Source organism: Bradyrhizobium diazoefficiens (assembly GCF_016616885.1).
GTDB classification, from domain to species: domain Bacteria; phylum Pseudomonadota; class Alphaproteobacteria; order Rhizobiales; family Xanthobacteraceae; genus Bradyrhizobium; species Bradyrhizobium diazoefficiens_F.
This window is the reverse complement of record NZ_CP067102.1, coordinates 3,977,277-4,001,127: the sequence shown is the minus strand read 5'-3', so window position 1 is coordinate 4,001,127 and position 23,851 is coordinate 3,977,277. Positions and strand designations below refer to the sequence as shown.

At 64.0% G+C, this 23,851-nt stretch carries 24 protein-coding genes; 11 read left to right on the top strand and 13 right to left on the bottom strand.

All coding sequences use genetic code 11. The features are described 5' to 3' along the window. Positions 1 to 3: 3 nt before the first annotated feature. From JJC00_RS18495 to JJC00_RS18470, 6 genes are all read right to left on the bottom strand, one after another. Positions 4 to 300 (bottom strand): antibiotic biosynthesis monooxygenase family protein, encoded by a 297-nt coding sequence (locus JJC00_RS18495; protein WP_200473893.1) that lies wholly within the window; start codon positions 298 to 300, stop codon positions 4 to 6. A 99-nt stretch (positions 301 to 399) separates the two neighbouring features. Continuing rightward, entirely contained in the window at positions 400 to 636 is a 237-nt protein-coding gene (locus JJC00_RS18490; RefSeq protein WP_200473892.1) for a hypothetical protein, read from the bottom strand. A 57-nt stretch (positions 637 to 693) separates the two neighbouring features. Further along, positions 694 to 1,926 carry a GGDEF domain-containing protein gene (locus JJC00_RS18485; RefSeq protein ID WP_200473891.1) on the bottom strand — a complete coding sequence of 411 codons (1,233 nt, stop codon included), beginning with the start codon at positions 1,924 to 1,926 and terminating at the stop codon, positions 694 to 696. 229 nt (positions 1,927 to 2,155) lie between these two features. Further along, positions 2,156 to 2,635, bottom strand: coding sequence for a 30S ribosomal protein S9 (gene rpsI, locus JJC00_RS18480; RefSeq protein ID WP_007611021.1), 480 nt, complete (start codon positions 2,633 to 2,635; stop codon positions 2,156 to 2,158). 2 nt (positions 2,636 to 2,637) lie between these two features. Further along, positions 2,638 to 3,102 carry a 50S ribosomal protein L13 gene (rplM, locus tag JJC00_RS18475; RefSeq protein WP_008137961.1) on the bottom strand — a complete coding sequence of 155 codons (465 nt, stop codon included), beginning with the start codon at positions 3,100 to 3,102 and terminating at the stop codon, positions 2,638 to 2,640. Positions 3,103 to 3,261: 159 nt separating this feature from the next. Continuing rightward, positions 3,262 to 3,690, bottom strand: coding sequence for a PaaI family thioesterase (locus JJC00_RS18470; RefSeq protein WP_200473890.1), 429 nt, complete (start codon positions 3,688 to 3,690; stop codon positions 3,262 to 3,264). 85 nt (positions 3,691 to 3,775) lie between these two features. On the opposite strand from JJC00_RS18470, the gene JJC00_RS18465 reads away from it, so the two are divergent. From JJC00_RS18465 to JJC00_RS18445, 5 genes are all read left to right on the top strand, one after another. Further along, entirely contained in the window at positions 3,776 to 4,600 is an 825-nt protein-coding gene (locus JJC00_RS18465; protein ID WP_200473889.1) for an enoyl-CoA hydratase, read from the top strand. A gap of 108 nt (positions 4,601 to 4,708) precedes the next feature. Beyond that, positions 4,709 to 5,293: a CoA-binding protein gene (locus tag JJC00_RS18460; RefSeq protein WP_200473888.1), complete on the top strand. Its 585-nt coding sequence runs from the start codon at positions 4,709 to 4,711 to the stop codon at positions 5,291 to 5,293. Between the two features lie 138 nt (positions 5,294 to 5,431). Beyond that, on the top strand, positions 5,432 to 6,712 hold the full coding sequence (locus tag JJC00_RS18455; RefSeq protein ID WP_200473887.1) for an O-acetylhomoserine aminocarboxypropyltransferase: 1,281 nt from the start codon (positions 5,432 to 5,434) through the stop codon (positions 6,710 to 6,712). A 139-nt stretch (positions 6,713 to 6,851) separates the two neighbouring features. Further along, the gene (locus JJC00_RS18450; RefSeq protein WP_200473886.1) at positions 6,852 to 7,604 is read left to right on the top strand and encodes a class I SAM-dependent methyltransferase; all 753 of its coding nucleotides are present in this window, start codon (positions 6,852 to 6,854) and stop codon (positions 7,602 to 7,604) included. Between the two features lie 109 nt (positions 7,605 to 7,713). Next, positions 7,714 to 8,058 (top strand): hypothetical protein, encoded by a 345-nt coding sequence (locus JJC00_RS18445; protein WP_200473885.1) that lies wholly within the window; start codon positions 7,714 to 7,716, stop codon positions 8,056 to 8,058. Between the two features lie 38 nt (positions 8,059 to 8,096). On the opposite strand, the gene JJC00_RS18440 is transcribed toward JJC00_RS18445, so the two are convergent. After that, positions 8,097 to 9,179, bottom strand: a complete 1,083-nt coding sequence (locus JJC00_RS18440) for a COX15/CtaA family protein (RefSeq protein ID WP_200473884.1) — start codon at positions 9,177 to 9,179, stop codon at positions 8,097 to 8,099. A 95-nt stretch (positions 9,180 to 9,274) separates the two neighbouring features. Between JJC00_RS18440 and JJC00_RS18435 the strand changes: the two genes are divergently transcribed. After that, positions 9,275 to 9,484 carry a DUF2842 domain-containing protein gene (locus tag JJC00_RS18435; protein ID WP_200473883.1) on the top strand — a complete coding sequence of 70 codons (210 nt, stop codon included), beginning with the start codon at positions 9,275 to 9,277 and terminating at the stop codon, positions 9,482 to 9,484. Positions 9,485 to 9,539: 55 nt separating this feature from the next. On the opposite strand, the gene JJC00_RS18430 is transcribed toward JJC00_RS18435, so the two are convergent. Then, positions 9,540 to 10,583 carry a polysaccharide deacetylase family protein gene (locus JJC00_RS18430; protein ID WP_200473882.1) on the bottom strand — a complete coding sequence of 348 codons (1,044 nt, stop codon included), beginning with the start codon at positions 10,581 to 10,583 and terminating at the stop codon, positions 9,540 to 9,542. Between the two features lie 129 nt (positions 10,584 to 10,712). On the opposite strand from JJC00_RS18430, the gene JJC00_RS18425 reads away from it, so the two are divergent. Continuing rightward, positions 10,713 to 11,894, top strand: a complete 1,182-nt coding sequence (locus tag JJC00_RS18425) for a GNAT family N-acetyltransferase (RefSeq protein WP_200473881.1) — start codon at positions 10,713 to 10,715, stop codon at positions 11,892 to 11,894. Between the two features lie 189 nt (positions 11,895 to 12,083). Here JJC00_RS18425 and JJC00_RS18420 read toward each other — a convergent pair whose 3' ends face one another. Further along, complete coding sequence (locus tag JJC00_RS18420; RefSeq protein ID WP_200473880.1) at positions 12,084 to 14,330, bottom strand: GumC family protein; 2,247 nt, start codon at positions 14,328 to 14,330, stop codon at positions 12,084 to 12,086. Between the two features lie 202 nt (positions 14,331 to 14,532). Between JJC00_RS18420 and JJC00_RS18415 the strand changes: the two genes are divergently transcribed. The 3 genes from JJC00_RS18415 to JJC00_RS18405 all read left to right on the top strand — a co-directional run bounded on the left by JJC00_RS18415 (position 14,533) and on the right by JJC00_RS18405 (position 18,744). Beyond that, positions 14,533 to 15,666 (top strand): glycosyltransferase, encoded by a 1,134-nt coding sequence (locus JJC00_RS18415; protein WP_200473879.1) that lies wholly within the window; start codon positions 14,533 to 14,535, stop codon positions 15,664 to 15,666. Between the two features lie 119 nt (positions 15,667 to 15,785). Next, positions 15,786 to 17,333, top strand: a complete 1,548-nt coding sequence (locus tag JJC00_RS18410; protein WP_200473878.1) for an undecaprenyl-phosphate glucose phosphotransferase — start codon at positions 15,786 to 15,788, stop codon at positions 17,331 to 17,333. Positions 17,334 to 17,487: 154 nt separating this feature from the next. Continuing rightward, positions 17,488 to 18,744 carry an O-antigen ligase family protein gene (locus tag JJC00_RS18405; protein WP_200473877.1) on the top strand — a complete coding sequence of 419 codons (1,257 nt, stop codon included), beginning with the start codon at positions 17,488 to 17,490 and terminating at the stop codon, positions 18,742 to 18,744. Here JJC00_RS18405 and JJC00_RS18400 read toward each other — a convergent pair. Then, positions 18,713 to 19,189 (bottom strand): MarR family transcriptional regulator, encoded by a 477-nt coding sequence (locus tag JJC00_RS18400; protein WP_200473876.1) that lies wholly within the window; start codon positions 19,187 to 19,189, stop codon positions 18,713 to 18,715. The two genes, JJC00_RS18405 and JJC00_RS18400, sit on opposite strands and share 32 nt — an antisense overlap. Before the next feature lie 148 nt (positions 19,190 to 19,337). Here JJC00_RS18400 and JJC00_RS18395 point away from each other — a divergent pair, with 148 nt between their 5' ends. Beyond that, positions 19,338 to 20,534 carry an FAD-dependent monooxygenase gene (locus tag JJC00_RS18395; RefSeq protein ID WP_200473875.1) on the top strand — a complete coding sequence of 399 codons (1,197 nt, stop codon included), beginning with the start codon at positions 19,338 to 19,340 and terminating at the stop codon, positions 20,532 to 20,534. A gap of 115 nt (positions 20,535 to 20,649) precedes the next feature. On the opposite strand, the gene JJC00_RS18390 is transcribed toward JJC00_RS18395, so the two are convergent. From JJC00_RS18390 to JJC00_RS18380, 3 genes are read right to left on the bottom strand one after another with little or no spacing between them, the layout of a single operon-like run. Next, positions 20,650 to 21,825 (bottom strand): saccharopine dehydrogenase family protein, encoded by a 1,176-nt coding sequence (locus JJC00_RS18390; RefSeq protein ID WP_200473874.1) that lies wholly within the window; start codon positions 21,823 to 21,825, stop codon positions 20,650 to 20,652. A 28-nt stretch (positions 21,826 to 21,853) separates the two neighbouring features. Continuing rightward, complete coding sequence (locus JJC00_RS18385) at positions 21,854 to 23,032, bottom strand: saccharopine dehydrogenase family protein (RefSeq protein WP_200473873.1); 1,179 nt, start codon at positions 23,030 to 23,032, stop codon at positions 21,854 to 21,856. Between the two features lie 9 nt (positions 23,033 to 23,041). Further along, the gene (locus JJC00_RS18380) at positions 23,042 to 23,824 is read right to left on the bottom strand and encodes a DUF169 domain-containing protein (protein WP_200473872.1); all 783 of its coding nucleotides are present in this window, start codon (positions 23,822 to 23,824) and stop codon (positions 23,042 to 23,044) included. Between the last annotated feature and the right edge of the window lie 27 nt (positions 23,825 to 23,851).

Here is a 23,851-nt window from a genome sequence, read left to right as displayed (position 1 = left end):
GCCTCAGGTCGTCAGCACGGTCTCGGTATGCTCGACGTCTGGAGGCGAGGCAAAATACTGGCCGACGAGGCCGCGCCATTCGGTGAAATTCTCGGAGCCGCGGAAGTCGACGGTATGGTTTTCCAGCGTCGCCCATTTCACCATCAGCCGGTAGCGCTGCGGCTTCTCGATCGACTTGTGCAGCTCGAAGCTGTGAAAGCCCTTGGAGCGGCCGAAGGCGGCCTTGGCCTTGGCGACGGCGGCCTCAAAATCCTTCTCGCTGCCCGGCTTGACGTCGATTTGCGCGATCTCGGTGATCATCGGTTTCCACCCCATTGTTTGATGGGCGTATCTACCGCAGCCGGGGCTAAAGAAAAAGGCGCCGAAACGGCGCCCTGCCCGGCCTAAAATGCGGCGCTCTCAGGCGAACAACAGCACCGTGCCTGCAACAATGAGCGCACATCCAAGAAACAGCGCGATCGACCAATAGCTGCGGCTCTGCGTGTAACGTCCCTGGGCGCGGCGTTCGGCAATCAGCGCGGTCTCGTATTCGGCCGCGGTCGAGAACAGACAGGCGAAACCGCCGCGTGCCGAGGCTGCAGCGGCTTCGAGCGACATCAGGGCAGCCTGCGGGTTCTGTCGACGGATCGATTCCATGACCGCAATGGTAGGAACCGAATGGTAAACAGGGGATTACCGCGAGGCCCTTTCGTCTCAGGCCGTCGCCGGCTGTGTCTTGCCGTCCGTCTTGGGCACACCGATCCGCGCGGCGCTCTGGCGGCGCCAGTTCTCCAGCGACAACGGCAGCTCCTCCGCGGCCTCGATACGGTTTCGGCCGCCGCGTTTGGCCTGATAGAGCGCGGTATCAGCCGAAGCCAGCAGCACCTCGAGCTCAGTACCGGCAGGGCCGCCGGCCACACCGATGCTGACGGTGGTATCGACCGGGCCTTCATCGACCACGACACCGGAGGTCTCGAACGCTTCGCGCACGCGCTCGGCGACCAGCACGCCCTCCTCCAGCGCACATGGCAGCAGCGCGGCGAACTCCTCGCCGCCGATGCGGCCCGACAGGTCCGAGATGCGCAGATTGTTGACGACGACGGTCGAGAACAGTTTCAGCATCTCGTCGCCGGCGGGATGGCCGAAGCGATCGTTGATCGACTTGAAATGGTCGATATCGAAGATCATCACGGTGACGGGGCGGCCGCCCTTGGCCTCGCGATCGATCATGCGCGCACAGGCTTCCGAGAAGCCACGGCGGTTCAGCATGCCGGTCAGCGGATCGGTCGACGCGGCAGTGCGGTGCGCAGTCACCGTGCGCTCGGACACCAGCATGAAGATCACGAACACGGTGCCGACGGCGTAGAGCACGAGCTCGACCGCGAACACGGTGACCCAGACGCTACCGGAGAAGCCGGCATCGTTCGGGCGCAGGAAGCTGCCGAGCAGGATCGGCAGCATCAGTACGCAGCCGTGCATCACCGGCACCACCAAGGCGGGCCATCGCCGTTGCAGGCTCTTGCGCCGCTCGACCCAGAGCTCGCTCGCGGTCAGCGCCGCATAGACCGAGACGATGCCGGCGCCGATGATCATGCGCAGCATCGACGCGGTGGGATCGAGCAGCATCACCGTCGCGACCCAGGCGAGCGCACCGATCACGAGGCCGGGCCAGTTCGGCTTGCGGCCGTGGAAGACGCGCGCCGCATTCCACACCATGCCGCAGGCGACGAAGCCTACCGCATTGAGCGCGAGATAGAGATGCGGACCGAGCTTGTCGCCGGTCGCCGTCCACAGCGCGACGGAGGTCGCGCCGAGCAGATAGGCGGTGCCCCACCATTTCAGCGCGGGGCTGTTCTCCTGTCTGCCGAAAAACACCATCATGGCGCCGAGCAATGCGGCGACCATGGTGGCGACCAAATAGAGCGTGATGCTATCGAGCGACATCATGTCGGCCCCCTCTTGAACATAGCAGTTGCGCGATCGGCACATCCGATTTGCGCGCCCTTCCAGATGCGACGCTATGTCCCGCGCGTTCCATTGAGGTTTTCACGCGGCACCAAGTTTTCGGGAAACACGTCATCAATTTGCGTACAAACGAACAACAAAAAGGGCGCTGAAATCAGCGCCCTTTTGCATCTCATTGAAGCCGCTTTCGCGGCGAATGTGACCGAAGCGATTAACGCTTCGAGAACTGGAAGGACCGGCGGGCCTTGGCCTTGCCGTACTTCTTACGCTCGACCACGCGGGAGTCGCGGGTGAGGAAGCCGCCCTTCTTGAGGACGGTGCGCAGCTCGGGCTCGAAATAGGTGAGCGCCTTGGAGATGCCGTGACGGACAGCACCGGCCTGACCGGATAGACCGCCGCCGGCGACGGTGCAGATGACGTCGTACTGGCCGGAACGCGCAGCCACGGAGAACGGCTGCTCGATCATCATGCGCAGCACCGGACGAGCGAAATAGACCTCGACCTCGCGCGAGTTGACCGTGACCTTGCCGGCACCCGGCTTGATCCAGACGCGGGCGACCGCGTCCTTGCGCTTGCCGGTGGCGTAGGCGCGATTGAACTTGTCGACCTTCTTCTCGTGCTTGGGCGCGTCGGGCGCCGCCGCGGTCTTGAGCTGCGAGAGCTGGTCGAGCGACTGAATGGATTCGGCCATGATTATGCGGCCCTCGTGTTCTTGCGGTTCAACTTGGCGATGTCGATCTTCTCGGGCGTCTGGGCCTCGTGCGGATGATCGGCACCGCCATAAACGCGGAGGTTGCCCATCTGGACGCGACCAAGCGGACCACGCGGGATCATGCGCTCGACGGCCTTCTCGAGCACGCGCTCGGGATGCTTGCCTTCAAGGATCTGGCGCGCGGTGCGCTCCTTGACGTGGCCGACATAGCCGGTGTGCTTGTAATAGGTCTTCTGCTCGCGCTTGCGGCCGGTGAGGACCGCATGCTGGGCATTGATGATGATGACGTTGTCGCCGCAATCAACGTGCGGGGTGTAGGTCGGGAGGTGCTTGCCGCGCAGGCGCATGGCAACGATGGTGGCGAGACGGCCGACGACCAGACCCTTGGCGTCGATCAGTACCCACTTCTTCGTCACCTCAGCCGGCTTTGCCGAAAAGGTTTTCATATCGGAGTTTCCGTGGACGGGGAGACATCGGCGCGAACACCGCACCGGACTGCGCGGTTTTCTAGAGAAGTGACGCGCAACGGTCAATGCCCAAAGACAGAAATTAAAGCAGCAAAATCAACATCTTAAAAATATGGTGCTATATTACCTGCAAAAAGCTCAAGCATTTGGAATGGAATAGGTCGATGTGACATGGGCAATTGGATCGGGCGAGGTCCCTGACAACAGGTTCACCTCACCGACCGCAAGGCGCTTGCCGAGCTTGAGCAGCCGGGCCTCCGCCAGCACATCCTGCCCGGGCTGGCCCTTGCGCAGGAAATTGATGTTGAGATTGGTGGTCACCGCGAGCCCGATCGGCCCGATCGCCGACAGCAGCACCACGTACATGGCGAAATCGGCCAGAGCCATCAGCGTCGGGCCGGACACGGTTCCGCCCGGCCGCAGCATCCGCTCACTGAAGCGCTGGCGCAAAAGGCAGGTCTGGCCGTCCGCGCTCTCGATCGTAATGTCGTCGCCGCCGAAGGCCTGGGGAAACTCGTCACGGAGAAACTCCTCGACCTCCGCCACGCTCATTTTCGCTAACGCCATGCCGCCCCTCACCCTCGATTGTCCTCGCCTGTTACATTAAGTTATATCCAGCATCCAACTGGAATATCCCAAACGGAATCCTTGAATGTCCGTCCAGGCTGCCCCCGCCCCCTCCCCGCAACCGCCGATCCTGCTGCGCGAGATCGTCGGCAGTGTTGCCGTGCTTACGCTGAACCGGCCTGCCGCACGCAACAGCCTCTCCGAGTCGATGATCGGACAATTGCACGCGAGCCTCAACGCAATCGCGGAGGACAAGCGCATCCGCGCGGCCGTCATCGCGGCCAACGGGCCGGCCTTCTCCGCAGGCCATGACATGAAGGAGCTCACCGCGCGCCGCGGTGACCAGGATCGCGGCCGCGCTTATTTCGCGCAGATCATGAACGCCTGTAGCGCGATGATGCAGGCGATCGTGCATCTGCCGAAGCCGGTGGTCGCAGCAGTCCAGGGCATCGCCACCGCGGCCGGCTGCCAGCTCGTGGCGAGCTGCGACCTTGCGATCGCGTCGGAAGCGGCGAGCTTCGCCACACCCGGCGTCGACATCGGCCTGTTCTGCTCAACGCCGATGGTGGCGTTGTCGCGCAACGTGCCGCGCAAGCAGGCGATGGAGATGCTGCTCACGGGCGAGCCGGTCCCGGCTGCGCGCGCCCGCGAGATCGGCCTTGTCAATCGCGTGGTCGCCGCCGGCACCGAGCGCGACGCCGCGATCGCGCTGGCGCAACAGGTCGCGCTGAAGTCCGCCTATACCGTCAAGCTCGGCAAGGAGGCGTTCTACCGCCAGGCCGAGATGAGCCTTGCGGACGCCTATCGCTATGCGGCAGAGGTGATGACCGAGAACATGATGGCCCGCGACGCCGAGGAAGGAATCGGCGCCTTCATCGAGAAGCGAACGCCGACATGGCGGGATGAGTGACATTCGTCATTGCGAGCGAAGCGAAGCAATCAAGAAACTCCTCAACGGAAACAAACTGGATTGCTTCGTCGCTTCGCTCCTCGCAATGACAAGGAAGAAGAACGACACATGAACCACGACGCCTATCCCGACAATTACATCCGCAGCATCCTCAACAGCGTGAAGTCGATCGCGATGGTCGGCGCCTCGCCGGTCAACGTGCGGCCGAGCTATTTCGCGTTCAAATATCTGGCGCAGCGCGGCTACGACATGATCCCGGTCAATCCCGGTCATGTCGGCAAGGACCTGCTCGGAAAACCCTTTGTCGCCTCGCTCCGCGATATCGGCCTTCCCATCGACATGATCGATATTTTTCGCAGCTCCAGCCACATCATGCCTATCGTCGACGAGGCCCTCACACTCGATCCGCTGCCGAAAGTGATCTGGATGCAGCTTGGCGCGCGCGACGATGCGGCGGCGGAGAAGGCCGAAGCCGCGGGTATCAAGGTCGTGATGAACCGCTGCCCAAAAATTGAATATGGCCGGCTGTCGTCGGAGATCTCCTGGATGGGCGTCAATTCGCGGACACTCAGTTCCAAGCGCCCGCCTGCACCGACGCAGGGCATGCGTCTATCCCTCAATCGGATGAGTGTCGGCGGCGGTGACACCGCAGCCTCTGATCGCGCAGCCAAAAACAAGAGCGAACAAAGCTGACGCAATTGCGAAGGATTCATTTTGCGAACGCGACAATGCGTAGCACGATCGTTGCGATGTGAGGCCGCGGCTTGACGCCGGGCGCGGCGCCAATCAGCATGCCGCGCGATTTCAGACCACAAGAACAGGACGCCCTCAATGAGCGATCGCCTTCCGGGATTTTCGACCCTCGCCGTGCATGCCGGTGCACAGCCCGATCCGACCACCGGTGCGCGCGCGACTCCGATTTATCAAACAACGTCATTCGTTTTCAACGACGCCGATCACGCTGCCTCGCTGTTCGGCCTGCAGGCGTTCGGCAACATCTATACCCGCATTGGAAATCCTACCAACGCAGTGCTGGAAGAGCGCGTGGCCGCGCTCGAGGGCGGCACCGCCGCGCTTGCAGTTGCCTCGGGCCATGCCGCACAGGTCGTGGTGCTGCAGCAATTGCTGCAACCCGGCGACGAATTCATCGCCGCGCGAAAACTCTATGGCGGCTCGATCAACCAGTTCGCGCATGCGTTCAAGAGCTTCGGCTGGAACGTGGTGTGGGCCGATCCCGATGACGTCGCAAGCTTCGAGCGCGCGGTGACGCCGCGTACGAAAGCGATCTTCATCGAGTCCATCGCCAATCCCTCCGGCAGCATCACCGACATCGAGGCGATCTCGACGGTGGCGCGCAAGGCGGGCGTTCCCTTGATCGTCGACAACACGCTGGCCTCACCCTATCTGATCCGGCCGATCGACCACGGCGCCGACATCGTCGTGCACTCGCTGACGAAATTCCTGGGTGGCCACGGCAATTCGCTCGGCGGCATCATCGTCGACGCCGGCACCTTCGATTGGTCCGCCGGCAGCAAATATCCGATGCTGTCGGAGCCGCGGCCGGAATATCACGGCATTCGTCTCCAGGAAACGTTCGGCAATTTCGCCTTCGCGATCGCCTGCCGCGTGCTGGGCCTGCGCGACCTCGGGCCGGCGCTGTCGCCGTTCAATGCCTTCATGATCCTCACCGGCATCGAGACGCTGCCGCTGCGCATGCAGAAGCACTGCGACAACGCCAAGGCGGTCGCCGAATTCCTCGCCGGCCACCCGGCGGTGTCCGCGGTGAACTATGCGGGGCTGGCAAGCGACAAGTACAACCAGCTCGCGCGCAAATACGCGCCGAAGGGTGCGGGCGCCGTGTTCACCTTCAGCCTCAAGGGCGGTTATGACGCCGGCGTCAGCCTTGTGTCGAAGTTGCAGCTGTTCTCGCATCTGGCCAATGTCGGCGACACCCGCTCGCTCGTCATCCACCCGGCCTCGACCACACACAGCCAGCTCGACGACGCCGCCAAGATGAAGTCCGGCGCCGGCCCCGACGTGGTCCGGCTCTCGATCGGCATCGAGGACAAGGAAGACCTGATCGCTGACCTGGGGCAGGCCCTGGGCGCGTAGAGCGCTTCAACGCCTCCTATCCGCACCGGGATCTGGCGCTGCGCCAAGCCGACGGCTCCGCGCCAGCTTCCGTGGCTACCGTCGCTCAACGCTCGCACGACTCACCGGGCGTCACGATCGCGACTGCACAAGGATGGCCATGAATATCGCCGTGCCGGACATCGGAACGCTTTTTCCAATTCCCTCGCAAACAAGCGCTCACGATAAAAGGTTCTTGTTGCAGACCATAGCTCTCACCAAGAGAGTCCTGGGATCGTTTTCTTACGTCGAGATCGGCTCCTATCTCGGCGGAAGCCTGACCCCGTTTCTGCTGGACCCCGCATGCAAAGCGGTACTCTCAATCGATGAAAGAGGACGGCAACAGCCAGACGAGAGGGGCGCCAAATACGACTACTCCGGAATTACACACCAGACCATGATCGATAATCTGGTATCTCGTGGCGTTCCGACGTCCAAGCTGACAACGTTCGACGGCTCGGTAGATTCCGTCCAAGGGGCAGAAAATAGCTTCGACATCGCTTTCATCGATGGCGAGCACACCGATATCGCCTGCTTCAGGGACTTCCTGTGGACGCTTCCGCTGGTGAAGGACGACGCGATCGTTCTCTTTCATGACAGCACGCTGGTCTACAAGGCGCTCCGCATGATCAGCCTGTACATGAAGAAGTCGGGACAAAAGCACTTGTTCGCGAAGAACAATGAGTCTGACGTCACGGCCCTCTTCCTTGGAAAATTCGCCGAGATCGATTTCGCGAGAGAGTTCGGTCAAGCCGCGAACTGGGATGAGTTTTTCGATAAGTCGGAAACAGAGGTCATCCAGCACGTTCTGAAGAACAGGGTGAGCATTCAATTCGACGCGGTCGTCACCCCGGTCAGGACGTTTCCTGCCTGATCAACGGAGCGCGTGAAAGCGCCTCCCGGAATGGGCTGCGGTTAACAGTCGTTAACCATATCTGCCGCATACATCGTCTTGGATCGCCCCTTTTGATTCGGAGCCGACGATGCTGCGCTGGACGGTGCCTGCCCTGGCAGTGATGCTGACGGTTTCAGCCGCTATTGCCGCCGATTTGCCGGCCACGCCGAAGCGGCGGGCCGCCGCTCCGCCGCAGGAACCGCCAAGGGTCTATGTCGAGACCGATCCGGATGCGCTGATCTCGCCGGCCTATGGCGTCGGCAGCTACATCCGCAACCTGCCGGGCACGCCGCTGCTGCCGGGCTCGCATACGCTGCCGGGTTACTACGGTCGCCCCTGGGACTACGACTATCAGGGCGCGTATTACGGCGGCAAGCAGGTCGATTACTTCTGGCGCTTGCCCTACTCGTGCGGCATCTACGGCTATTGCTGATCAGCCGGGCTGGTGGTGACCAGCCGGGCTGATGGTGATCAGCCGGCCTGACCGACTGGAACCGCGCGCGGCTGCGCCTCAGCGGATTGCCGCGACGCCAGCCGTTCCGCCTGCATCACCGCAAGCATCAGCACCATGATCGCAACCGCCTGATGCGACAGCGCGAGATCGATCGGCACCTGGTTGAGCAGTGTAAGGATGCCGAGCACCGCCTGCACGCTCACGGCCGCGAACAACCAGAGCGCGCCACTCGCCGCCGAGCCTGCACGTGAACGCAGCGCGTCGAACGCATGCAGCGCCGCCAGCGTGAACAGCAGATAAGCCGTCATGCGGTGCTCGAACTGCACCGTCAGCACGTTGTCGAACATGTTGCGCCACCAGGGCGTCTCGAACCACAGCCGTTCCGCCGACGGGATGAAGGCGCCGTCGATCTGCGGCCAGGTATTGTAGGCGCGTCCGGCGCGCAGGCCCGCGACCAGTGCACCGAAATAGATCTGGATGAAGGTCACGATCACCAGCACCGCGCTCGTGAACCGCAGTCGCGTGGGAACGGCAATCTGCGGCCGATCGGCGAGCCGCCGCACCGTCCAGACGATGCCGGCGAAGATCAGCAGCGCGAGTATCAGATGCGTGGCCAGCCGATATTGCGAGACTTCGACCCGCTCGGACAGCCCCGATGCCACCATCCACCAGCCGACCGCGCCCTGCAGGCCGCCGAGCGCGAACAGCAGCCACAGCCGCCGCTTCAACTCGCCGGACAGACCGCCGCGCCACAGGAAGAACAGAAACGGCAGCAGATAGGCAACACCGATGAAACGCCCGAGCAGCCGGTGGCTCCATTCCCACCAGAAAATCTGCTTGAACTCGGACAGCGACATCCCGGCGTTGAGCTCGCGATATTGCGGGATCTTCTTGTAGGCCTCGAACGCATCGGTCCATTGCGCCTCAGACAGCGGCGGAACGCTGCCGGCGACGGGCTTCCACTCGACGATAGAGAGACCGGATTCCGTCAGCCGCGTCGCGCCGCCGACCAGCACCATCAACGCGATCAGAGCGGCCACGGAGATCAGCCACCAGCGCACGGCGCGATGCGGATTGGTCGGGGCTGAATTCGTCGTCATTTCAGGGTCAAAACCAAAGCTTGAACCGGACTGCGTGCCCCTTATAGTCCCCCGCTTCCGCAGCGCAAGTTACGCGAAAGCCGCAATAGTCCGCCATGACGATCCGCACCCGCAAGTTCCTCGGCGCCATTCTGCTTCTGGTGCTGGCCACGGTCTGGGCCCTGCTTGGCATGGCGGCGGCGCAGATGCCGTGGATTGCCGGGTCCGGCTGGCGGCAGGCGATCTATTACGTCGTGGTCGGCATGGGCTGGGTGCTGCCGGCCATGCCGATCGTAAGCTGGATGCAGCGGCCCGATCGCGCCTAACCCCGCAAACGCGTTTGCGCGTTTGTCGGATACGAAGGCTCTAACCATCGTTGAGTCAGCTCGTAACGCTGCCCGTCGGTTTCACCGGCGCAAACGCAACGCCGGACACCAGCACGCGCATCATGCGCAACGAGCGCATCCGTCCGTCCCAGGAAATCCTCGGCAGCGCGCGCAGATTGGTGCGGCCTTCCGCGTCCACAATTCCCGGGATGGTCGACACCGCGCTGGCAAAGCCCGCTTCCTCCGCCATCACGACATGGTTGCGCCGGAACGAGGCGCGATCGCCGAACGGAAACGCCAGATGCCGGATCTCGCGGCGGAAGGACACTTCCGCCACCGCCTTGCCCATCGTCATCTCGCGCAGTGCGGCTGCGTCCCTCATGTTGGCGAGAACGGGATAGTTCACGGTCGCGCTGCCGATCGTAACACTCGGATCGGTAGCCAACTTGGCCAGATCCTCCCAATCCATCGACGCCTCACGCGAGAGTGCGGCGAGGTCGACCCGATAGCGCGCGCAGAGATCGGCGATCGCCGCCGACAAATCCGCCGGCGGCAACGAGCGCAACCAATTCTCGAGATGCGAGAACAGCGCCTGCTTCTCGGCATTGCCTGTCACGGTAAAGCGCTGCTCCTTGTCGCCCATCATCAGGCTGATGCGGCTCTGGCGTGCGATCACCTGCTCGAGCCCGAGCCACCAGGCCTCGCCGACGCCATCCGGAAAGGCGGTGGGAACGTACAGCGTGAATGGCACGGCGTGGCGTACCAGCACCGGATAGGCGAAGCTGATGAGGTCCTTGGCAGCGCCGTCGAAAGTCAGCGCCACGAAACGCCGCTTCTCCGGCAGCGTCACCGCGCGCCGGCAGACCTCGTCCATGCCGAGAAAATCATAATTCCAGCGCCTCAGCGCGCGAATGGCGCGATCGAGAAATTGCGGCGTGATCTCGTTTTGGCGCAACGGCTGGAACGCGCCGCTTCGCCGCGGTCGCACGCGCTGGAAGCGCAGGATCGCGCCTGCGCCACGGCTGCGCAGCAGCGGCTGGCCGGTGAACCAGGCCAGTTCGTGCCGTAACCGCTCCAGCCATCTGTCGTCGGATGCCAATATCCCACCTTCGCGTTCGCCGGCGGCCCGTTCCCTCAGCCATTGTCATTACCCTTTGTTGACCTTTATTTGCAAAGGTCGGCCACAGGCCGAAATACATATTCTTCGTTTTCTCGACAGGTTTCGCGGATGACCATGGCTGCGGCGATGCAAAGCCGGATGGCAGAATCGCCAGCGCGGTCCAAAACGAGCCGTATCACGCATGTCGACCTCATCAGCGATGTTGCGGAGGCCGAGGCGGCCTGGCGCGTCCTCGAGCAGCCCGGCCATCTCTTCACGCCCTATCAACGGTTCGATCTTCTGGGCTCATGGGCCCGATCGGTCGGGGAACGCGAAGGCGCCCGTCCCCTCGTCGTGATTGCCCGCGACGCCGAGCAGACACCGCTTGCGCTGCTTCCGCTCGCGCTGCGCCAGGGCCACGGTGTGCGCACCGCCTGCTTCATGGGCGGCAAGCACACGACCTTCAACATGGGGCTGTGGAACGCCGAGTTCGCAGCACAGGCTGTGACCGCCGATCTCGACGTGCTGTTCGCGCCCTTACACGATCAGGTCGACGTTCTCGCGCTGACGCAGCAGCCGAAACGCTGGCATGACCAGCAGAATCCGTTTGCGCTGCTGCCGCAGCAGAGCGCGATCAATGGGTGCCCGCTGCTGGCGATGGAGCCGGGTGGCCCGCCCGCATCCCGGATCAGCAATTCCTTCCGCCGCCGGCTGAAGAGCAAGGAGAAGAAATTCCAGACGCTCGCCGGCTATCGCTACCACCTTGCCACGACGGACGCGGACGTCACCCGCCTGCTCGACTGGTTCTTCCGCGTCAAGCCGGCGCGGATGGCGGAACAGAAGCTCCCGAACGTCTTTGCCGAGCCGGGTGTCGAGCAATTCATCCGCAGCGCTTGCCTCGCGCCGCGCGGCGAAGGCCGTGTCATCGACATCCACGCGCTCGAATGCGACGACGAGGTGATCGCGATCTTCGCCGGCGTCGCCGACGGCCAGCGCTTCTCGACGATGTTCAACACTTACACGATGTCGGAGCACGCCCGCTACAGCCCGGGTCTGATCCTGATGCGCTACATCATCGACCGCTACGCCGAGCGCGGCTATCGCTCGCTCGACCTCGGCATCGGCACGGACGAGTACAAGCGCATGTTCTGCAAGGACGACGAGGACATCTTCGACAGCTTCGTGCCCTTGACCTCGCGCGGCAAGCTCGCGGCCATGGCGATGTCCTCACTCAACCACGGCAAGCGCCTGGTCAAGCAGAACCAGATGCTGTTCGACCTGGCGCGACGATTGCGCCAGGCGTTCGGGTAGCTCTCTACCCAGTTGTACCGCTGTCCTCCCTTCTCCCCTTGTGGGAGAAGGTGGCGCGAAGCGCCGGATGAGGGGTACCTGTCCGCGCGCCTTAATGTGCGAGATCGACTCGGGGAGAGAGACCCCTCACCCGTCTCGCCGCTGCGCGGCGAGCCACCCTCTCCCACAACAAGGGGAGAGGGAAGAAGCCTACGCCGCCACGACGCGCGACGGCGTCTCACCGGCATCCGACGGCTGCACCGGCCGGCTCAGCATCGTTACCTCGCTGAAGCCAACGGCCTTGAGCTGCTCGCACATCAACGCGCGCGCGTCCGACTCCATCGAAGCATCCGGCACCACGACGGCGCTGGCATGCGCCGTCAGGAGTTCAGCAGGCAAGTCCTCGGCACTGCCGGCGTCGACGATCACGTGATCGTAGGCGCGCAGCAAGGCGTCGATTGCGAGTGTCACCCGCGGCGACTGAAGCAGGCTGCGGTCGAAGCCGGGACGGCCGGCCATGACCAGGTGCAGCCGCGAGAGCTTGTCGCGCGTGATGACCTGCGCAAACGAGGCCTGCCCCTGCATCAGCTCGGCAAGACCGGGCGCCGTCGGATCGACAGACACCGCGGCAATCGTCGGCGAGGACGCGGCGAGATCGACCACGACGACGCGCGCCTCGCGCGCGAGGTGGCGGGCGAGCGTCAGCGTCGACATCGTGATGGCATCGCCCGATGCGGTGCCGAGTACGGTGACCTTCTTCGCACCTGCCCCTGCCGCAATCAGACTTTCGGCCAGTTGCCCGATCTCGGCGAACTCGCTGACATCGGCATTGGCGGTCATCGCCGGCTGGAGCGGCGCCGACTCGATCTCGACCGCATCGACGACCGGCTCCTGGCGAGCCTTAGGCAGCGCGAGTGTGGCCATTGCGCGCGGCGCGGTCTGGCGCAGCAGCTCGCCGGTGACGACGAGACCGGACGAGAGCAGCAGTGTCGCCAGCGTCGCGATCAGCAGGATCGGCAGTTTCTTCGGATAGGCCGGCGTGTTGGAAACGATGGCGCGCGAGATGATGCGGCCTTCCGCCGGCGCGGAATCGATGCTCTCGCGGGTGCTGGCCTCGCGATATTTGCCAAGATAGGTCTCGAGCAGGTCGCGCTGCGCCTTGGCCTCGCGCTCGAGCGCGCGGAGCTGCACGTCCTGACCGTTGGTCGAGGTCGCCTGCTTCTTCAGCTGCTCGAGGCTGGTGGTCAGCCCGTCGACCCGACCGCCGGCAATCCGCGCGTCGTTTTCGAGCGAGCGCGAGATCTTGGCCGCCTCGTCGCGAATCTGACCATCGAGATCGCCGAGCTGCGCCTTCAATTCCTTGATGCGCGGGTGATTGCCGAGCAGCGTGGACGACTGTTCGGCGAGCTGGGCCCGCAGCGTCACCCGCTGCTCGGACAGGCGCCGCATCAGTTCGGAGTTCACCACCTCGGATGCCTCGATGGGCTTGCCGCTCTGCAGCATCTCCTTGATCAGCCGGGCCCTGGACTCCGCGTCAGCCTTCATCGCGCGCGCATTGTTGAGCTGGGTGTTGACCTCGCCCATCTGCTGGTTCGACAGCGTGGTGTTGTTGGTGCCGACGAACAGCGACGATTTGGAACGGAAGTCCTCGACCTTGGCCTCGGCGTCGGAGACCTTGTTGCGCAGATTCTCGATCTCGCCCGAGAGCCACTGGCTGGCATTGCGGGCCTGATCCTGGCGCGCATTCTGCTGGAGCACGAGATAGCCGTCGGCGATCGAATTGGCGACGCGCACGGCAAGCTCGGGATCCTGCGACTGGAATTCGACGACGATCACGCGCGACTTGTCGACGGCGTAGGCCTGCAGACGATCGTAATAGGCATCGAGCACACGCTCTTCCGGCGTCATCGAGAACGGATCGCGACCGATGCCGACCAGCGCCGCCAGCGATTTCAGCGGCGAGACGCCCTGCAGCACCGGATCGAACTCGGGGCGCTCGGCGAGCTTGTTCTTCTTGATGATCTCGCGCGCGAGGTCGCGCGACAGCACGAGCTGCACCTGGCTGGTGACGGCCTCGGGGTCGAGCGCCTGCCGCTCCTCGGTGCTGCGGTCGCTGCTCGGCCGCAGGAAGACGTTCTCGCGACCGTCGATCAGGATGCGCGATTCGGATTTGTAGCGCGGCGTGATGAGATTGACGATGGCGACGGATGCGACGAGCGCAAGCACCGTCGGCACGATAATCCAGCCGCGCTTGCGCGCGAGCGCGCCGCCAAGCGCGTGCAGATCGATGTCACCGGACTCGGCTGGCGCCGGCTGCGCAACAACCGGTGCGGGCCTGGTTTCGACTTTGGGCTTGGTCTCAGGCTTGGTCTCAGGCTTGGCTTCGTGCTTGGCCTTCGAAACGGCTCGCTCGATGACGGCCTTGTCGTTGCCGGCACGCCAGAACGCTAAACGCATCGAACACTCCCGCAGGGCAACGCCACTCGTGTACCTCAATGGGGCCGATTACACTCCATTAAGGTTGCCGCTGGGTTAATCGCGACGTCCCGCGGGTAAGACAAGCGTGCTCGTCACCGTTTGTTAACCACGAGGGCCCTTAATCCATCTCGATATTTCGAGAACTTTGTTCGGCATTCGCCGTCGAGCGCTGGTTTTGATCATGCCCCCCTCTCCCGACCAGCCGCTCCGAATCCTGCACGCCGTCCGCGCGCCCGTCGGCGGCATCATGCGCCACATCCTCGACCTCGCCAACGGCCAGGTCGATCGCGGCCATCACGTCGGGATTCTCGCCGACAGCCTCACCGGCGGCGAGCGCGCGGACAAGGCGCTGGCCGAGCTTGCGCCGCGGCTGAAGCTCGGCGTGCAGCGGCTGGCGATCCGCCGCGAACCCTCGCCGGAGGATTTTCTGGTGTGGCTGCGCATGCGCCGCGTGATCGCCACGCTCAAGCCCGACGTCATGCATGGCCACGGTGCCAAGGCCGGCGCCTTCGTGCGCATGCGGCGCCGCGCGGACGACACCATCCGCATCTACACTCCGCATGGCGGCTCGCTGCACTATCCCCTCAACACCCTGAAGGGCGAGTTTTATGCGCGGCTCGAGCGCACGCTGATGGATGCGACGGATCTGTTCCTGTTCGAGAGCGCCTTTGCCCGCGACACCTACCAGCGCATCGTTGGCACGCCCAAGGGCGTGGTGCATTGCGTCTTCAACGGCGTGACGCCGGAGGAGTTCGAGCCCGTTGTCATCGCCGATGACGCCACCGACCTCGCCTATGTCGGCGAGTTCAGGCACATCAAGGGCACGGACCTCCTGATCGACGCAATAGCGTTGCTGCATGAGAGCGGCAAGAAGGTCACGCTGACGCTCGGCGGCGACGGTGAGGAGACGGCGACGCTAAAGGCGCAGGTCGAGCGGCTCGGCCTGACGGACGCGATCCGCTTCATCGGCCACGTCAAGGCGCGCTATGGCTTTTCCAAGGGACGGCTGCTGGTCGTTCCCTCGCGCGGCGATTCCATGCCCTATGTCGTGATCGAGGCGGGCGCGGCCGGCATCCCAATGATCGCGGCGCGCGTCGGCGGCATCCCCGAGATCTTTGGCCCCGAAAGCCTGGCCCTGTTCGCGGCCAGCAACGCCGAAGCGATGGCTGAGGCGATCGCGGCCGCGCTCGAGAATGCGGAGGCGACAGCGCAGCGCGCGGTGTCGCTCCGCGAGCGGATATCAGCGTATTTCTCTCAGCAGGCGATGGTCGACGGCGTGCTCGCAGGTTACCGCGACGCATTTGCCAATCATTAACCATCCTTAAGGCCGCTTTAGAAAATCTTCCGATTTGTCCGATAATCCACCTGCCGGGGGATGCTTGCCCGGGAGCGCAAAGCTGCGCCCGCGGGTCTTTGGAACGGACGTGGACGACCGTGGAACCGCTCAATGCACGCTCGATGCTCGATGCCGCGACTAGCGCCGCGGCCAAGCCGGCTGAGACGACTTTCGTCGAACGCCGCCGCCGGCTGACGCCGGCCGCACTCGATGTGGTCAACCAGAAAGTCGCACGCGCCTATTCGCCGATCGTGATCGCCGGCTTTGCGCGCGCCATCGATTTCGTGCTGCTGAGCGTGGTCGGCATCGCCGTGTATGTCGGCTACGTCATGCCGGTCGTCGGCTTCAGCTGGGTCTATCCCGCCGAGATCCTCGCCGTCGCGGTCGCCGCCGTGGTCTGCTTCCAGGCTGCTGACATCTACCAGGTGCAGCTGTTCCGCGGGCAGCTCCGGCAAATGACACGAATGATCTCGTCCTGGTCGTTCGTCTTCCTGCTGTTCATCGGCATCTCCTTCTTCGCCAAGTTCGGCAGCGACATGTCGCGGCTGTGGCTTGCCGCCTTCTACTTCCTTGGCCTCGCCGCATTGGTCGCCGAGCGCCTTATCCTGCGCTCGCTGGTACGCGGCTGGGCGCGCCGGGGCCGGCTCGACCGCCGCACCATCATCGTCGGCTCCGACAGCAATGGAGAGCAGCTGGTCGAGGCACTGAAGGCGCAGGAGGATTCCGATATCCACGTGCTCGGCGTGTTCGACGATCGCAACGACAGCCGCGCGCTCGATGCTTGCGCCGGCGCACGCAAGCTCGGCAAGGTCGACGACATCGTCGAATTCGCCCGCCGCACCCGGGTCGATCTGGTGCTGTTCGCGCTGCCGATCTCGGCGGAGACGCGCATCCTGGAGATGCTGAAGAAGCTCTGGGTGCTGCCGGTCGACATCCGCCTCTCCGCGCACACCAACAAGCTGCGCTTTCGTCCCCGCTCCTATTCCTATCTCGGCGAGGTCCCGACGCTCGACGTGTTCGAGGCGCCGATCACCGACTGGGATCTGGTGATGAAATGGCTGTTCGACCGCGTCGTCGGCGGCCTCGCGCTGCTCGCAGCACTTCCCGTGATGGCGCTGGTGGCGCTGGCGGTGAGGCTCGACAGCCCCGGTCCTGTGCTGTTCCGCCAGAAGCGGTTCGGCTTCAACAATGAGCGTATCGACGTCTACAAATTCCGCTCGATGTATCACCACCAGTCCGACCCGACGGCGTCGAAGGTCGTGACCAAGAACGATCCACGCGTCACCCGCGTCGGCCGCTTCATCCGCAAGACCAGCCTCGACGAACTGCCGCAGCTTTTCAACGTGGTGTTCTCCGGCAATCTCTCCCTGGTCGGCCCGCGCCCGCATGCGGTGCAGGGCAAGCTCCAGAGCCGCCTGTTCGACGAGGCCGTCGACGGCTATTTCGCCCGCCATCGCGTCAAGCCCGGCATCACCGGCTGGGCCCAGATCAACGGCTGGCGCGGCGAGATCGACAATGAAGAGAAGATCCAGAAGCGCGTCGAGTTCGACCTCTACTACATCGAGAACTGGTCGGTGCTGTTCGACCTCGTCATTCTCCTGAAGACGCCGCTCTCGCTGCTGACCAAGAACGAGAACGCGTATTGAGTTGAGTCTCTCCGTCATGCCCCGCGAAGGCGGGGCATCCAGTACTCCGCGGCGCCAACCGCCTTCCGCAGTAGGCGCCGCGAAGTACTGGATCGCCCGGTCAAGCCGGGCGATGACAGCGGTGTTTGTGGCGTACAAGTAACGTGAGCGCGTGATGGCGTATGCGGCAACAGCCGGTGGAATGAACGCAGCCGCACCGGCAGCGCCCGGCGTGCTGGCCCTGCAGCGCGCGCTGGTGTGGCTGGTCGGCGCGTCCGGCGCGATCGTGTTCATCGAGCCGAGCCCCTACGAGATCGCGACGCTGCTCGCCACCGTCGCTTTCTTCGCCACCGGTCTGCGCCTCACGCTCGTGCTGATGCCGCTGGTGCTGGCCCTGGTCCTGCTCAATGTCGGCTACACCATCAGCGCGATCCCGCTGCTCGACCAGTCCGAGGTCGCAAGCTGGATCGCGACCTCCTGGTACATGGCGGTGACCGTGGTGTTCTTCGCCATGGTCACCTCCGAGGACACAGCGGCGCGGCTCGATATGCTGCGCCGCGGCCTCGTGGTCGGCGCGATGGTCGCCTCGCTTTCGGCGATCGCCGGCTATTTCAACCTCGTTCCCGGCGGCCACGATCTCCTGACGCTCTACGAGCGTGCACGCGGCACGTTCAAGGATCCGAACGTGCTCGGCGCCTTCCTGATCCTGCCGGCGCTGTTCGCGCTCCAGAGCGTGGTCTCGGACAGGCTGCCGAAGGCGTTCCGCAACGTCATCGCGTTCGGCATCATGTCGCTGGCGATCCTGCTCGCCTTCTCCCGCGCCGCATGGGGCGGGCTGGTCCTGACCTCGGCCTTCATGCTGGCGCTGATGGTGCTGACCAGCCGCACCAATGCGCAGCGCTCGCGCATCATCATCATGGCCATCGTCGCGGTGGTGCTGGGCCTCGCGCTGATCGCGGTGCTGCTGTCGTTCGATTCCATTGCCGAGATGTTCAAGCAGCGCGCGAGCTTCGACCAGAGCTATGACGAAGGCCGCTTCGGCCGCTTCGGCCGGCACATCCTGGGCGCGGAGATGGCGCTCGACCTGCCGTTCGGCATCGGTCCCTTACAATTCCACCGCTTCTTCCCTGAGGACACCCACAATTCCTATCTGAACGCCTTCATGTCCGGGGGCTGGCTCTCCGGCGTGTGCTATCCCGCGCTGGTCTTCACCACCGTCATCACAGGCTTCCGCCACATCTTCGTCCGTGTGCCCTGGCAGCGCGCCTATCTCGCGGTGTTCTCGGCCTTCGTCGGCACCGTCGGCGAAAGTTTTGTGATCGACACCGACCACTGGCGGCACTTCTGGATGATGCTGGGCGCGATGTGGGGCATGATCGCGGCCGCGCAGGCCTACAAGATCAAGTCTGGCGAGGATGCTTCTTCAGCTTGAGCGCGGGCCGCTTCTCTGGCGGCGTATCGAGCAGGCCTTTCAGTGCGGCGGTCGCTGCAAGCACGCCCTTGTAGCCCTCATTGGCAAAACGCAGCAATAGGCGCAGTTCCTCGTCCGAATAGGTGCTGAAGACCTTCTCCATGGCCTGCTGCATCGGCACGTAGAGTTCGCCGATCTTTGCCCCGGTCTCCGGTACAACCGAAATGAAGACCTTGCGCCGATCGTGCTCATCCCGCTCGCGGCGCACGAGCCCTGCCTCCTCGAGCCGATCCACCACCCCGGTGATGGCGCCGGTCGTCAGTCCCGTCACCTCGGCGAGCCGGCCGGCGGTCACGCGCCCCTCGAGATAGAGGATGTCCATGCATTCGAGGTCGGAGTTGGCAATTCCGGCCACGTTCGCAACGGTTTGCCCATAGAGCACGCCCTGCGCCGACGACCGGCGCATCGCCTCCTCCAATTCGCCCAGCAACGCAGCGCGCGCTTTTGCCCTTGACAAGGCTCACCTCATATCTTAGTCGATATATATCTTAGCCACTAAGAGATTTAGCGACCGTGATTTCTCCTAGCACCACGGAAACGTCGCGAGCAAGCCAATGCCTCATCGTCCCCGTAAAGCCCTGATCATCGGCGCCGGCATCGCCGGGCCCGTTGCCGCGATCCTGCTGCGCCGCGCCGGCATTGAATCCGCGATCTACGAAGCCTGGCCCTACTCGAAGGGCATCGGCGGCGGCCTCCAGATCGCGCCGAACGGCATGCATGTGATGGACGAGATCGGACTTGCGGCGGAGCTGATCAGCCGCGGCTCGATCGCGGAGTCCTTCGACTTCTGTTCGCAAGAAGGCCAACGGCTCGGCTCGATCAACCGTGACATGGCGCGGCGCTTCGGCCAGCCCGCGGTCAATGTCTGCCGCGCCACGCTGAACGAGATGCTGATCGACAAGGCCTGGTGCGCCTGCGTCTCGCTCTATTTCGACAAGCGCCTGATCAAGATCGAGGATCGCGGCGACCAGCCGATCATCGCCTATTTCGCCGACGGCACCATCGCCGAGGGCGACTTCCTGATCGGCGCCGATGGCGTGCATTCGATCACGCGGGGCCAGGTCGTGCCGGACGGACCAACGCCCTTCAACACCGGCCTCATCGGGTTCGGTGGCTTCGTGCCGCATATCGTACTCGACGGCCGGGCGATCGGCCGGCATGTCGAGACCACGTTCGGGCAGAGCGGCTTCTTCGGCTACGGCTATTGCAGCCCTGATCCGAAGGACGGCGTGATGTGGTGGAGCACGCAGCCCGCGTATGGCATGGATGCCGAGATGTTCCGCGCGCTCGACCGGCCGACGCTGAAGCAGCATCTGCGCGGCTTCCATCGTGGCTGGCATGAGCCGATCCCTGCCATCATCGAGGCGGCCGAGAACATCGTGGTCACCGACACGCTCGACGTCGCGACCTTGCCGACCTGGTCGCGCAAGCGCTCGCTGCTGATCGGCGATGCCGCCCATGCAACCAGCCCCCATGCCGGCCAAGGTGCCTCGCTCGCGCTGGAAGATGCGATGCGGCTCGCCCGTCTGATGCAGGAGGGCCAGGAGCTAACCGCTACCTTCCAGGCCTTCGAGGCCGAACGCCGCCCCCGCGCGGAAAAGATCGTCGCCATCGCCCGCCGCAACGGCAACAACAAGCGCGAGTTCAGCGCCACCGGCGCCTGGGTCAGAAATCAGATGATGAAATGGCTGCTGCCGTTGGGATCGAAGAGCATGGATTTCATGTACGCGTACGACGCGCGAGCGGTGTAGTGGCACGGTGCCGTAGGGTGGGCAAAGCGGAGCGTGCCCACCATTCGCGAAGATGAACCGCGGAGAGATGGTGGGCACGGCGCGTTGCGCCTTTGCCCACCCTACGATAGCAGAGTTAGCCTTCCACAGCGAATATCAGCCCCGCTTGCTCCCGCAAGCGCTTGATCAGCTTGTGCTGCATCGCTGCACCCGGCGTCCAGAGCCCGGCTGGGACATCCGGTGTGTCGCGCAGCAGGCAGATCGCAGATTCGGAAATGATCTTCGCCGTTGACGCATAGCCCGGATCGAGATCGCCCTTCACGGCCGCGCGAACCTGACGGCCATCGGGCGCAATCGCGACATAAAGCAGGTCGTAATGGCCGTTCTCGCGCTCTTCCTTCGACGGCCCCTCACCGGGCTTGAGCGCCTCGGGGCCGGTCTTTTCGCTGTTGGCGGCCATGACAAGCCTGGCGTTGGCCTGACCTTCTTCCCCCGCTCCCGTCAGCACCATCTCGTCGTAGACGAAATCCCGGCCATAGGAGAATCCCATCAGCATGTTGGAGCGGTGGACATTGCGCGTGTTCAGCGTCGCCATCGCGAACGGGGCGGACCAGGACTGCAGGTCCTCCTCGAAAACCGGCTTGTTGCCGCGCGGCTGCTTCGGTCCCTCGAAGCCAGGCGTAAACGCAAAGGGATCTTTGAGGATCGATACCAGACTGAGATCCTGCGCAACCGCTGCGAAAGTGAGCCTTGCGCTCGCCGAGGTGCCGCCGGAGAACTTCCAGCTGAGATCGCGGACGCGCCCCTTGACGCGGGGGGCCGGTGCGCCGAACACGCGCCTGGCTTCCTCCTGCACGAAGAACGCACCGAGTTCGAACGGAATGGAATCGAAGCCGCAGGAGAAGATGATGCGCGCACCGCTCTCTTTCGCTGCGGCCTCGTACTTGTCAATCATCTGCTTCAGCCAGATCGGCTCGCCGCAGAGATCCATGTAGTCGGTGCCAGATGCGACGCAGGCGGCCAGCAGATCGGCCCCATAAAGCTGGTACGGACCGACGGTGGTGACGACCAGCTTCGCCTGATCGACCATCGCCCGCAACGACGCCGGATCGGCTGCATCCGCAACGATGAGCGGCGTGTCCACGGGTGCGCCGATCGCGTCGCGAACGGATTCGAGCTTGTCTTTGCTGCGCCCCGCCATCGCCCATGTCGGGGCCCCGTCACCGATGTAGCGCGCGGCGAGGTACTCGGCGACAAGCTGGCCGGTATATCCCGTTGCGCCATAGACGACGATGTCGAACTTCGTGGACATGGATCGCGCTTCCTGGGGATCGCAGACCTTATGCTTCCACGGCGAACGTCAGCCCCGCATTGTCCCGCAGCCGCTTGATCAGCTTGTGCTGCATCGCTGCGCCCGGTGTCCAGAAGCCGGCTGCGACATCGGTCACGTCGCGCAGCATGCAGATGGCGCATTCGGAGATCATCTTCGAGGTCGAGCCGTAGCCGGGATCGCGGTCGCCGGTGACGCCGGCGCGGACCGCACGGCCGTCGGGCGCGATCGCGACATAAAGCAGATTGAAGAGCCCGTTCTCGCGCTCTTCCTTCGACGGTCCCTCACCCGGCTTCGGCGCGCTCGGGCCGGTCTTCTCAGCGTTGGCCGCCATCACGCGCTTGGCGTTGGCCTCGCCCTTCTCGCCGGGGCCCGTCAGAACCATCTCGTCGTAGACGAAATCCTGGCCGTAGGGAAAGCCCATCAGCATGTTGGAGCGATGGACGTTGCGGGTGTTAATCAGTGCCATCATGAACGGCGCGGCCCAGGATTGCAGATCCTCCTCGAGCAGCGATCTGTTGCCCTTCGGCTGCTTCGGTCCGGCGAAGCCCGGCGTCAGCGCGAACGGATCGTTCAGGATCGCGATGAGGCTGATGTCCTTGGCAACGGCATCGAAAGTCGCCTTCGCGCTCGCCGCGGTACCGCCCGACAGCGTGCCGCGCATGTCGCGCACGCGGCCCTTCACGCGCGCAGCTGGTGTGCCGAACACGCGCTTGGCCTCTTCCTGCACGAAGAACGTACCGAGCTCGAACGGCACGGAGTCAAAGCCACAGGAGAACACGATACGCGCGCCGCTTTCCTTTGCAGCCGCCTCGTACTTGTCGATCATCTGCCGCATCCAGATCGGCTCGCCGCACAGATCGAAATAATCAGTGCCGGTGGCGACGCAGGCCGCGAGCAGTTCCTCACCGTAGAGCTGATACGGACCGACGGTGGTAATCACCGACATCGTCTGCTCGGCCATCGCCCTTAGCGAGGCCGCGTCCGACGCATCCGCGACGATCAACGGCGTGTTCCCAGGCGCGCCGATTGCGTCGCGTACCGCTTTCAGCTTGCCGAGGCTGCGCCCTGCCATCGCCCATTTCAGTGTCTTGTCAGTCTTATAGTGCTGGGTCAGATATTCGGCGACGAGCTGGCCGGTGAAACCGGTCGCGCCGTAGACGACGATGTCGAATTTCGCAGAGCTCATGGTCGGCCTTTACTTCTTCGCGTAGCTCACGCCCATGCCGGCGCGGACGTCGCTTTGAATTCCATAGGGCGGGATCGGGTAGCGCAGGCCGTTCTTGGCCAGCGCCTTCATGCCTTCGATTGCTTTGGCGAGATGATGCGGCTTCAAGGCCATCAGCATCTCCTCGTCCGGCACGCCGCCATAGCGTCGTTCGGCATAGCATGGCAAGGACAGGCTGGGCTCGCCGCTTTTGAGCGCCCGTCCCCAGGAATCGGCGCAAGCGGTCTCGCCGACCACGCCCCATTCGAACTTCTTGTAGCCGGTATATTGTAGCCCGTTGATCAGGATGATCATCTGGCCGGGCGTTGCGTAGACGAGGCAGATGTCGGGTCGATCGAGCCGGCCGCTCGCCAGCGGGCTGACCGCGAGCGCCTGATATTGCCCGAACGGAACCACGTCCAGCGCCTCCTGGCGCTTGCGCGCATCCTCTGCGGTGCCGTGCCAGACCCCGACATAATTTTCGCCGGCGAGCCATTTCTCGTCCTGGGGGCTAAGCCCGATCACCGCGCGGCACTGCGCGCCGACGAGATCGTCGGCGGTAATGCCGACGGTCCATCCCAGGCGCGAAGCCATGCTGACGATCTGGTCGGTGGTGTGGACCGCATTCGGCCGCCGGATTTTCGGGATCGCCTCCATGTCGGCGACGCGCGCGAACAGCTTCATGCCAATCACCGTGGTCTTCAGCCGCAACAGGCTGTTGAGATCGGCCACGAGGCCGGCAAGATCGATCGTATCAGCGGCTGGCTGCTGCATGGCATCCTCCCGGCGTGCCCCTATTGT

Excerpts from the sequence above, each read along its gene's own strand:
- JJC00_RS18495 (WP_200473893.1), bottom strand. The coding sequence starts at position 300 with ATGATCACCGAGATCGCGCAAATCGACGTCAAGCCGGGCAGCGAGAAG.
- JJC00_RS18490 (WP_200473892.1), bottom strand. The coding sequence starts at position 636 with ATGGAATCGATCCGTCGACAGAACCCGCAGGCTGCCCTGATGTCGCTC.
- JJC00_RS18485 (WP_200473891.1), bottom strand. The coding sequence starts at position 1,926 with ATGATGTCGCTCGATAGCATCACGCTCTATTTGGTCGCCACCATGGTC.
- rpsI (WP_007611021.1), bottom strand. The coding sequence starts at position 2,635 with ATGGCCGAATCCATTCAGTCGCTCGACCAGCTCTCGCAGCTCAAGACC.
- rplM (WP_008137961.1), bottom strand. The coding sequence starts at position 3,102 with ATGAAAACCTTTTCGGCAAAGCCGGCTGAGGTGACGAAGAAGTGGGTA.
- JJC00_RS18470 (WP_200473890.1), bottom strand. The coding sequence starts at position 3,690 with ATGGCGTTAGCGAAAATGAGCGTGGCGGAGGTCGAGGAGTTTCTCCGT.
- JJC00_RS18465 (WP_200473889.1), top strand. The coding sequence starts at position 3,776 with ATGTCCGTCCAGGCTGCCCCCGCCCCCTCCCCGCAACCGCCGATCCTG.
- JJC00_RS18460 (WP_200473888.1), top strand. The coding sequence starts at position 4,709 with ATGAACCACGACGCCTATCCCGACAATTACATCCGCAGCATCCTCAAC.
- JJC00_RS18455 (WP_200473887.1), top strand. The coding sequence starts at position 5,432 with ATGAGCGATCGCCTTCCGGGATTTTCGACCCTCGCCGTGCATGCCGGT.
- JJC00_RS18450 (WP_200473886.1), top strand. The coding sequence starts at position 6,852 with ATGAATATCGCCGTGCCGGACATCGGAACGCTTTTTCCAATTCCCTCG.
- JJC00_RS18445 (WP_200473885.1), top strand. The coding sequence starts at position 7,714 with ATGCTGCGCTGGACGGTGCCTGCCCTGGCAGTGATGCTGACGGTTTCA.
- JJC00_RS18440 (WP_200473884.1), bottom strand. The coding sequence starts at position 9,179 with ATGACGACGAATTCAGCCCCGACCAATCCGCATCGCGCCGTGCGCTGG.
- JJC00_RS18435 (WP_200473883.1), top strand. The coding sequence starts at position 9,275 with ATGACGATCCGCACCCGCAAGTTCCTCGGCGCCATTCTGCTTCTGGTG.
- JJC00_RS18425 (WP_200473881.1), top strand. The coding sequence starts at position 10,713 with ATGACCATGGCTGCGGCGATGCAAAGCCGGATGGCAGAATCGCCAGCG.
- JJC00_RS18420 (WP_200473880.1), bottom strand. The coding sequence starts at position 14,330 with ATGCGTTTAGCGTTCTGGCGTGCCGGCAACGACAAGGCCGTCATCGAG.
- JJC00_RS18415 (WP_200473879.1), top strand. The coding sequence starts at position 14,533 with ATGCCCCCCTCTCCCGACCAGCCGCTCCGAATCCTGCACGCCGTCCGC.
- JJC00_RS18405 (WP_200473877.1), top strand. The coding sequence starts at position 17,488 with ATGGCGTATGCGGCAACAGCCGGTGGAATGAACGCAGCCGCACCGGCA.
- JJC00_RS18400 (WP_200473876.1), bottom strand. The coding sequence starts at position 19,189 with ATGCGCCGGTCGTCGGCGCAGGGCGTGCTCTATGGGCAAACCGTTGCG.
- JJC00_RS18395 (WP_200473875.1), top strand. The coding sequence starts at position 19,338 with ATGCCTCATCGTCCCCGTAAAGCCCTGATCATCGGCGCCGGCATCGCC.
- JJC00_RS18390 (WP_200473874.1), bottom strand. The coding sequence starts at position 21,825 with ATGTCCACGAAGTTCGACATCGTCGTCTATGGCGCAACGGGATATACC.
- JJC00_RS18385 (WP_200473873.1), bottom strand. The coding sequence starts at position 23,032 with ATGAGCTCTGCGAAATTCGACATCGTCGTCTACGGCGCGACCGGTTTC.
- JJC00_RS18380 (WP_200473872.1), bottom strand. The coding sequence starts at position 23,824 with ATGCAGCAGCCAGCCGCTGATACGATCGATCTTGCCGGCCTCGTGGCC.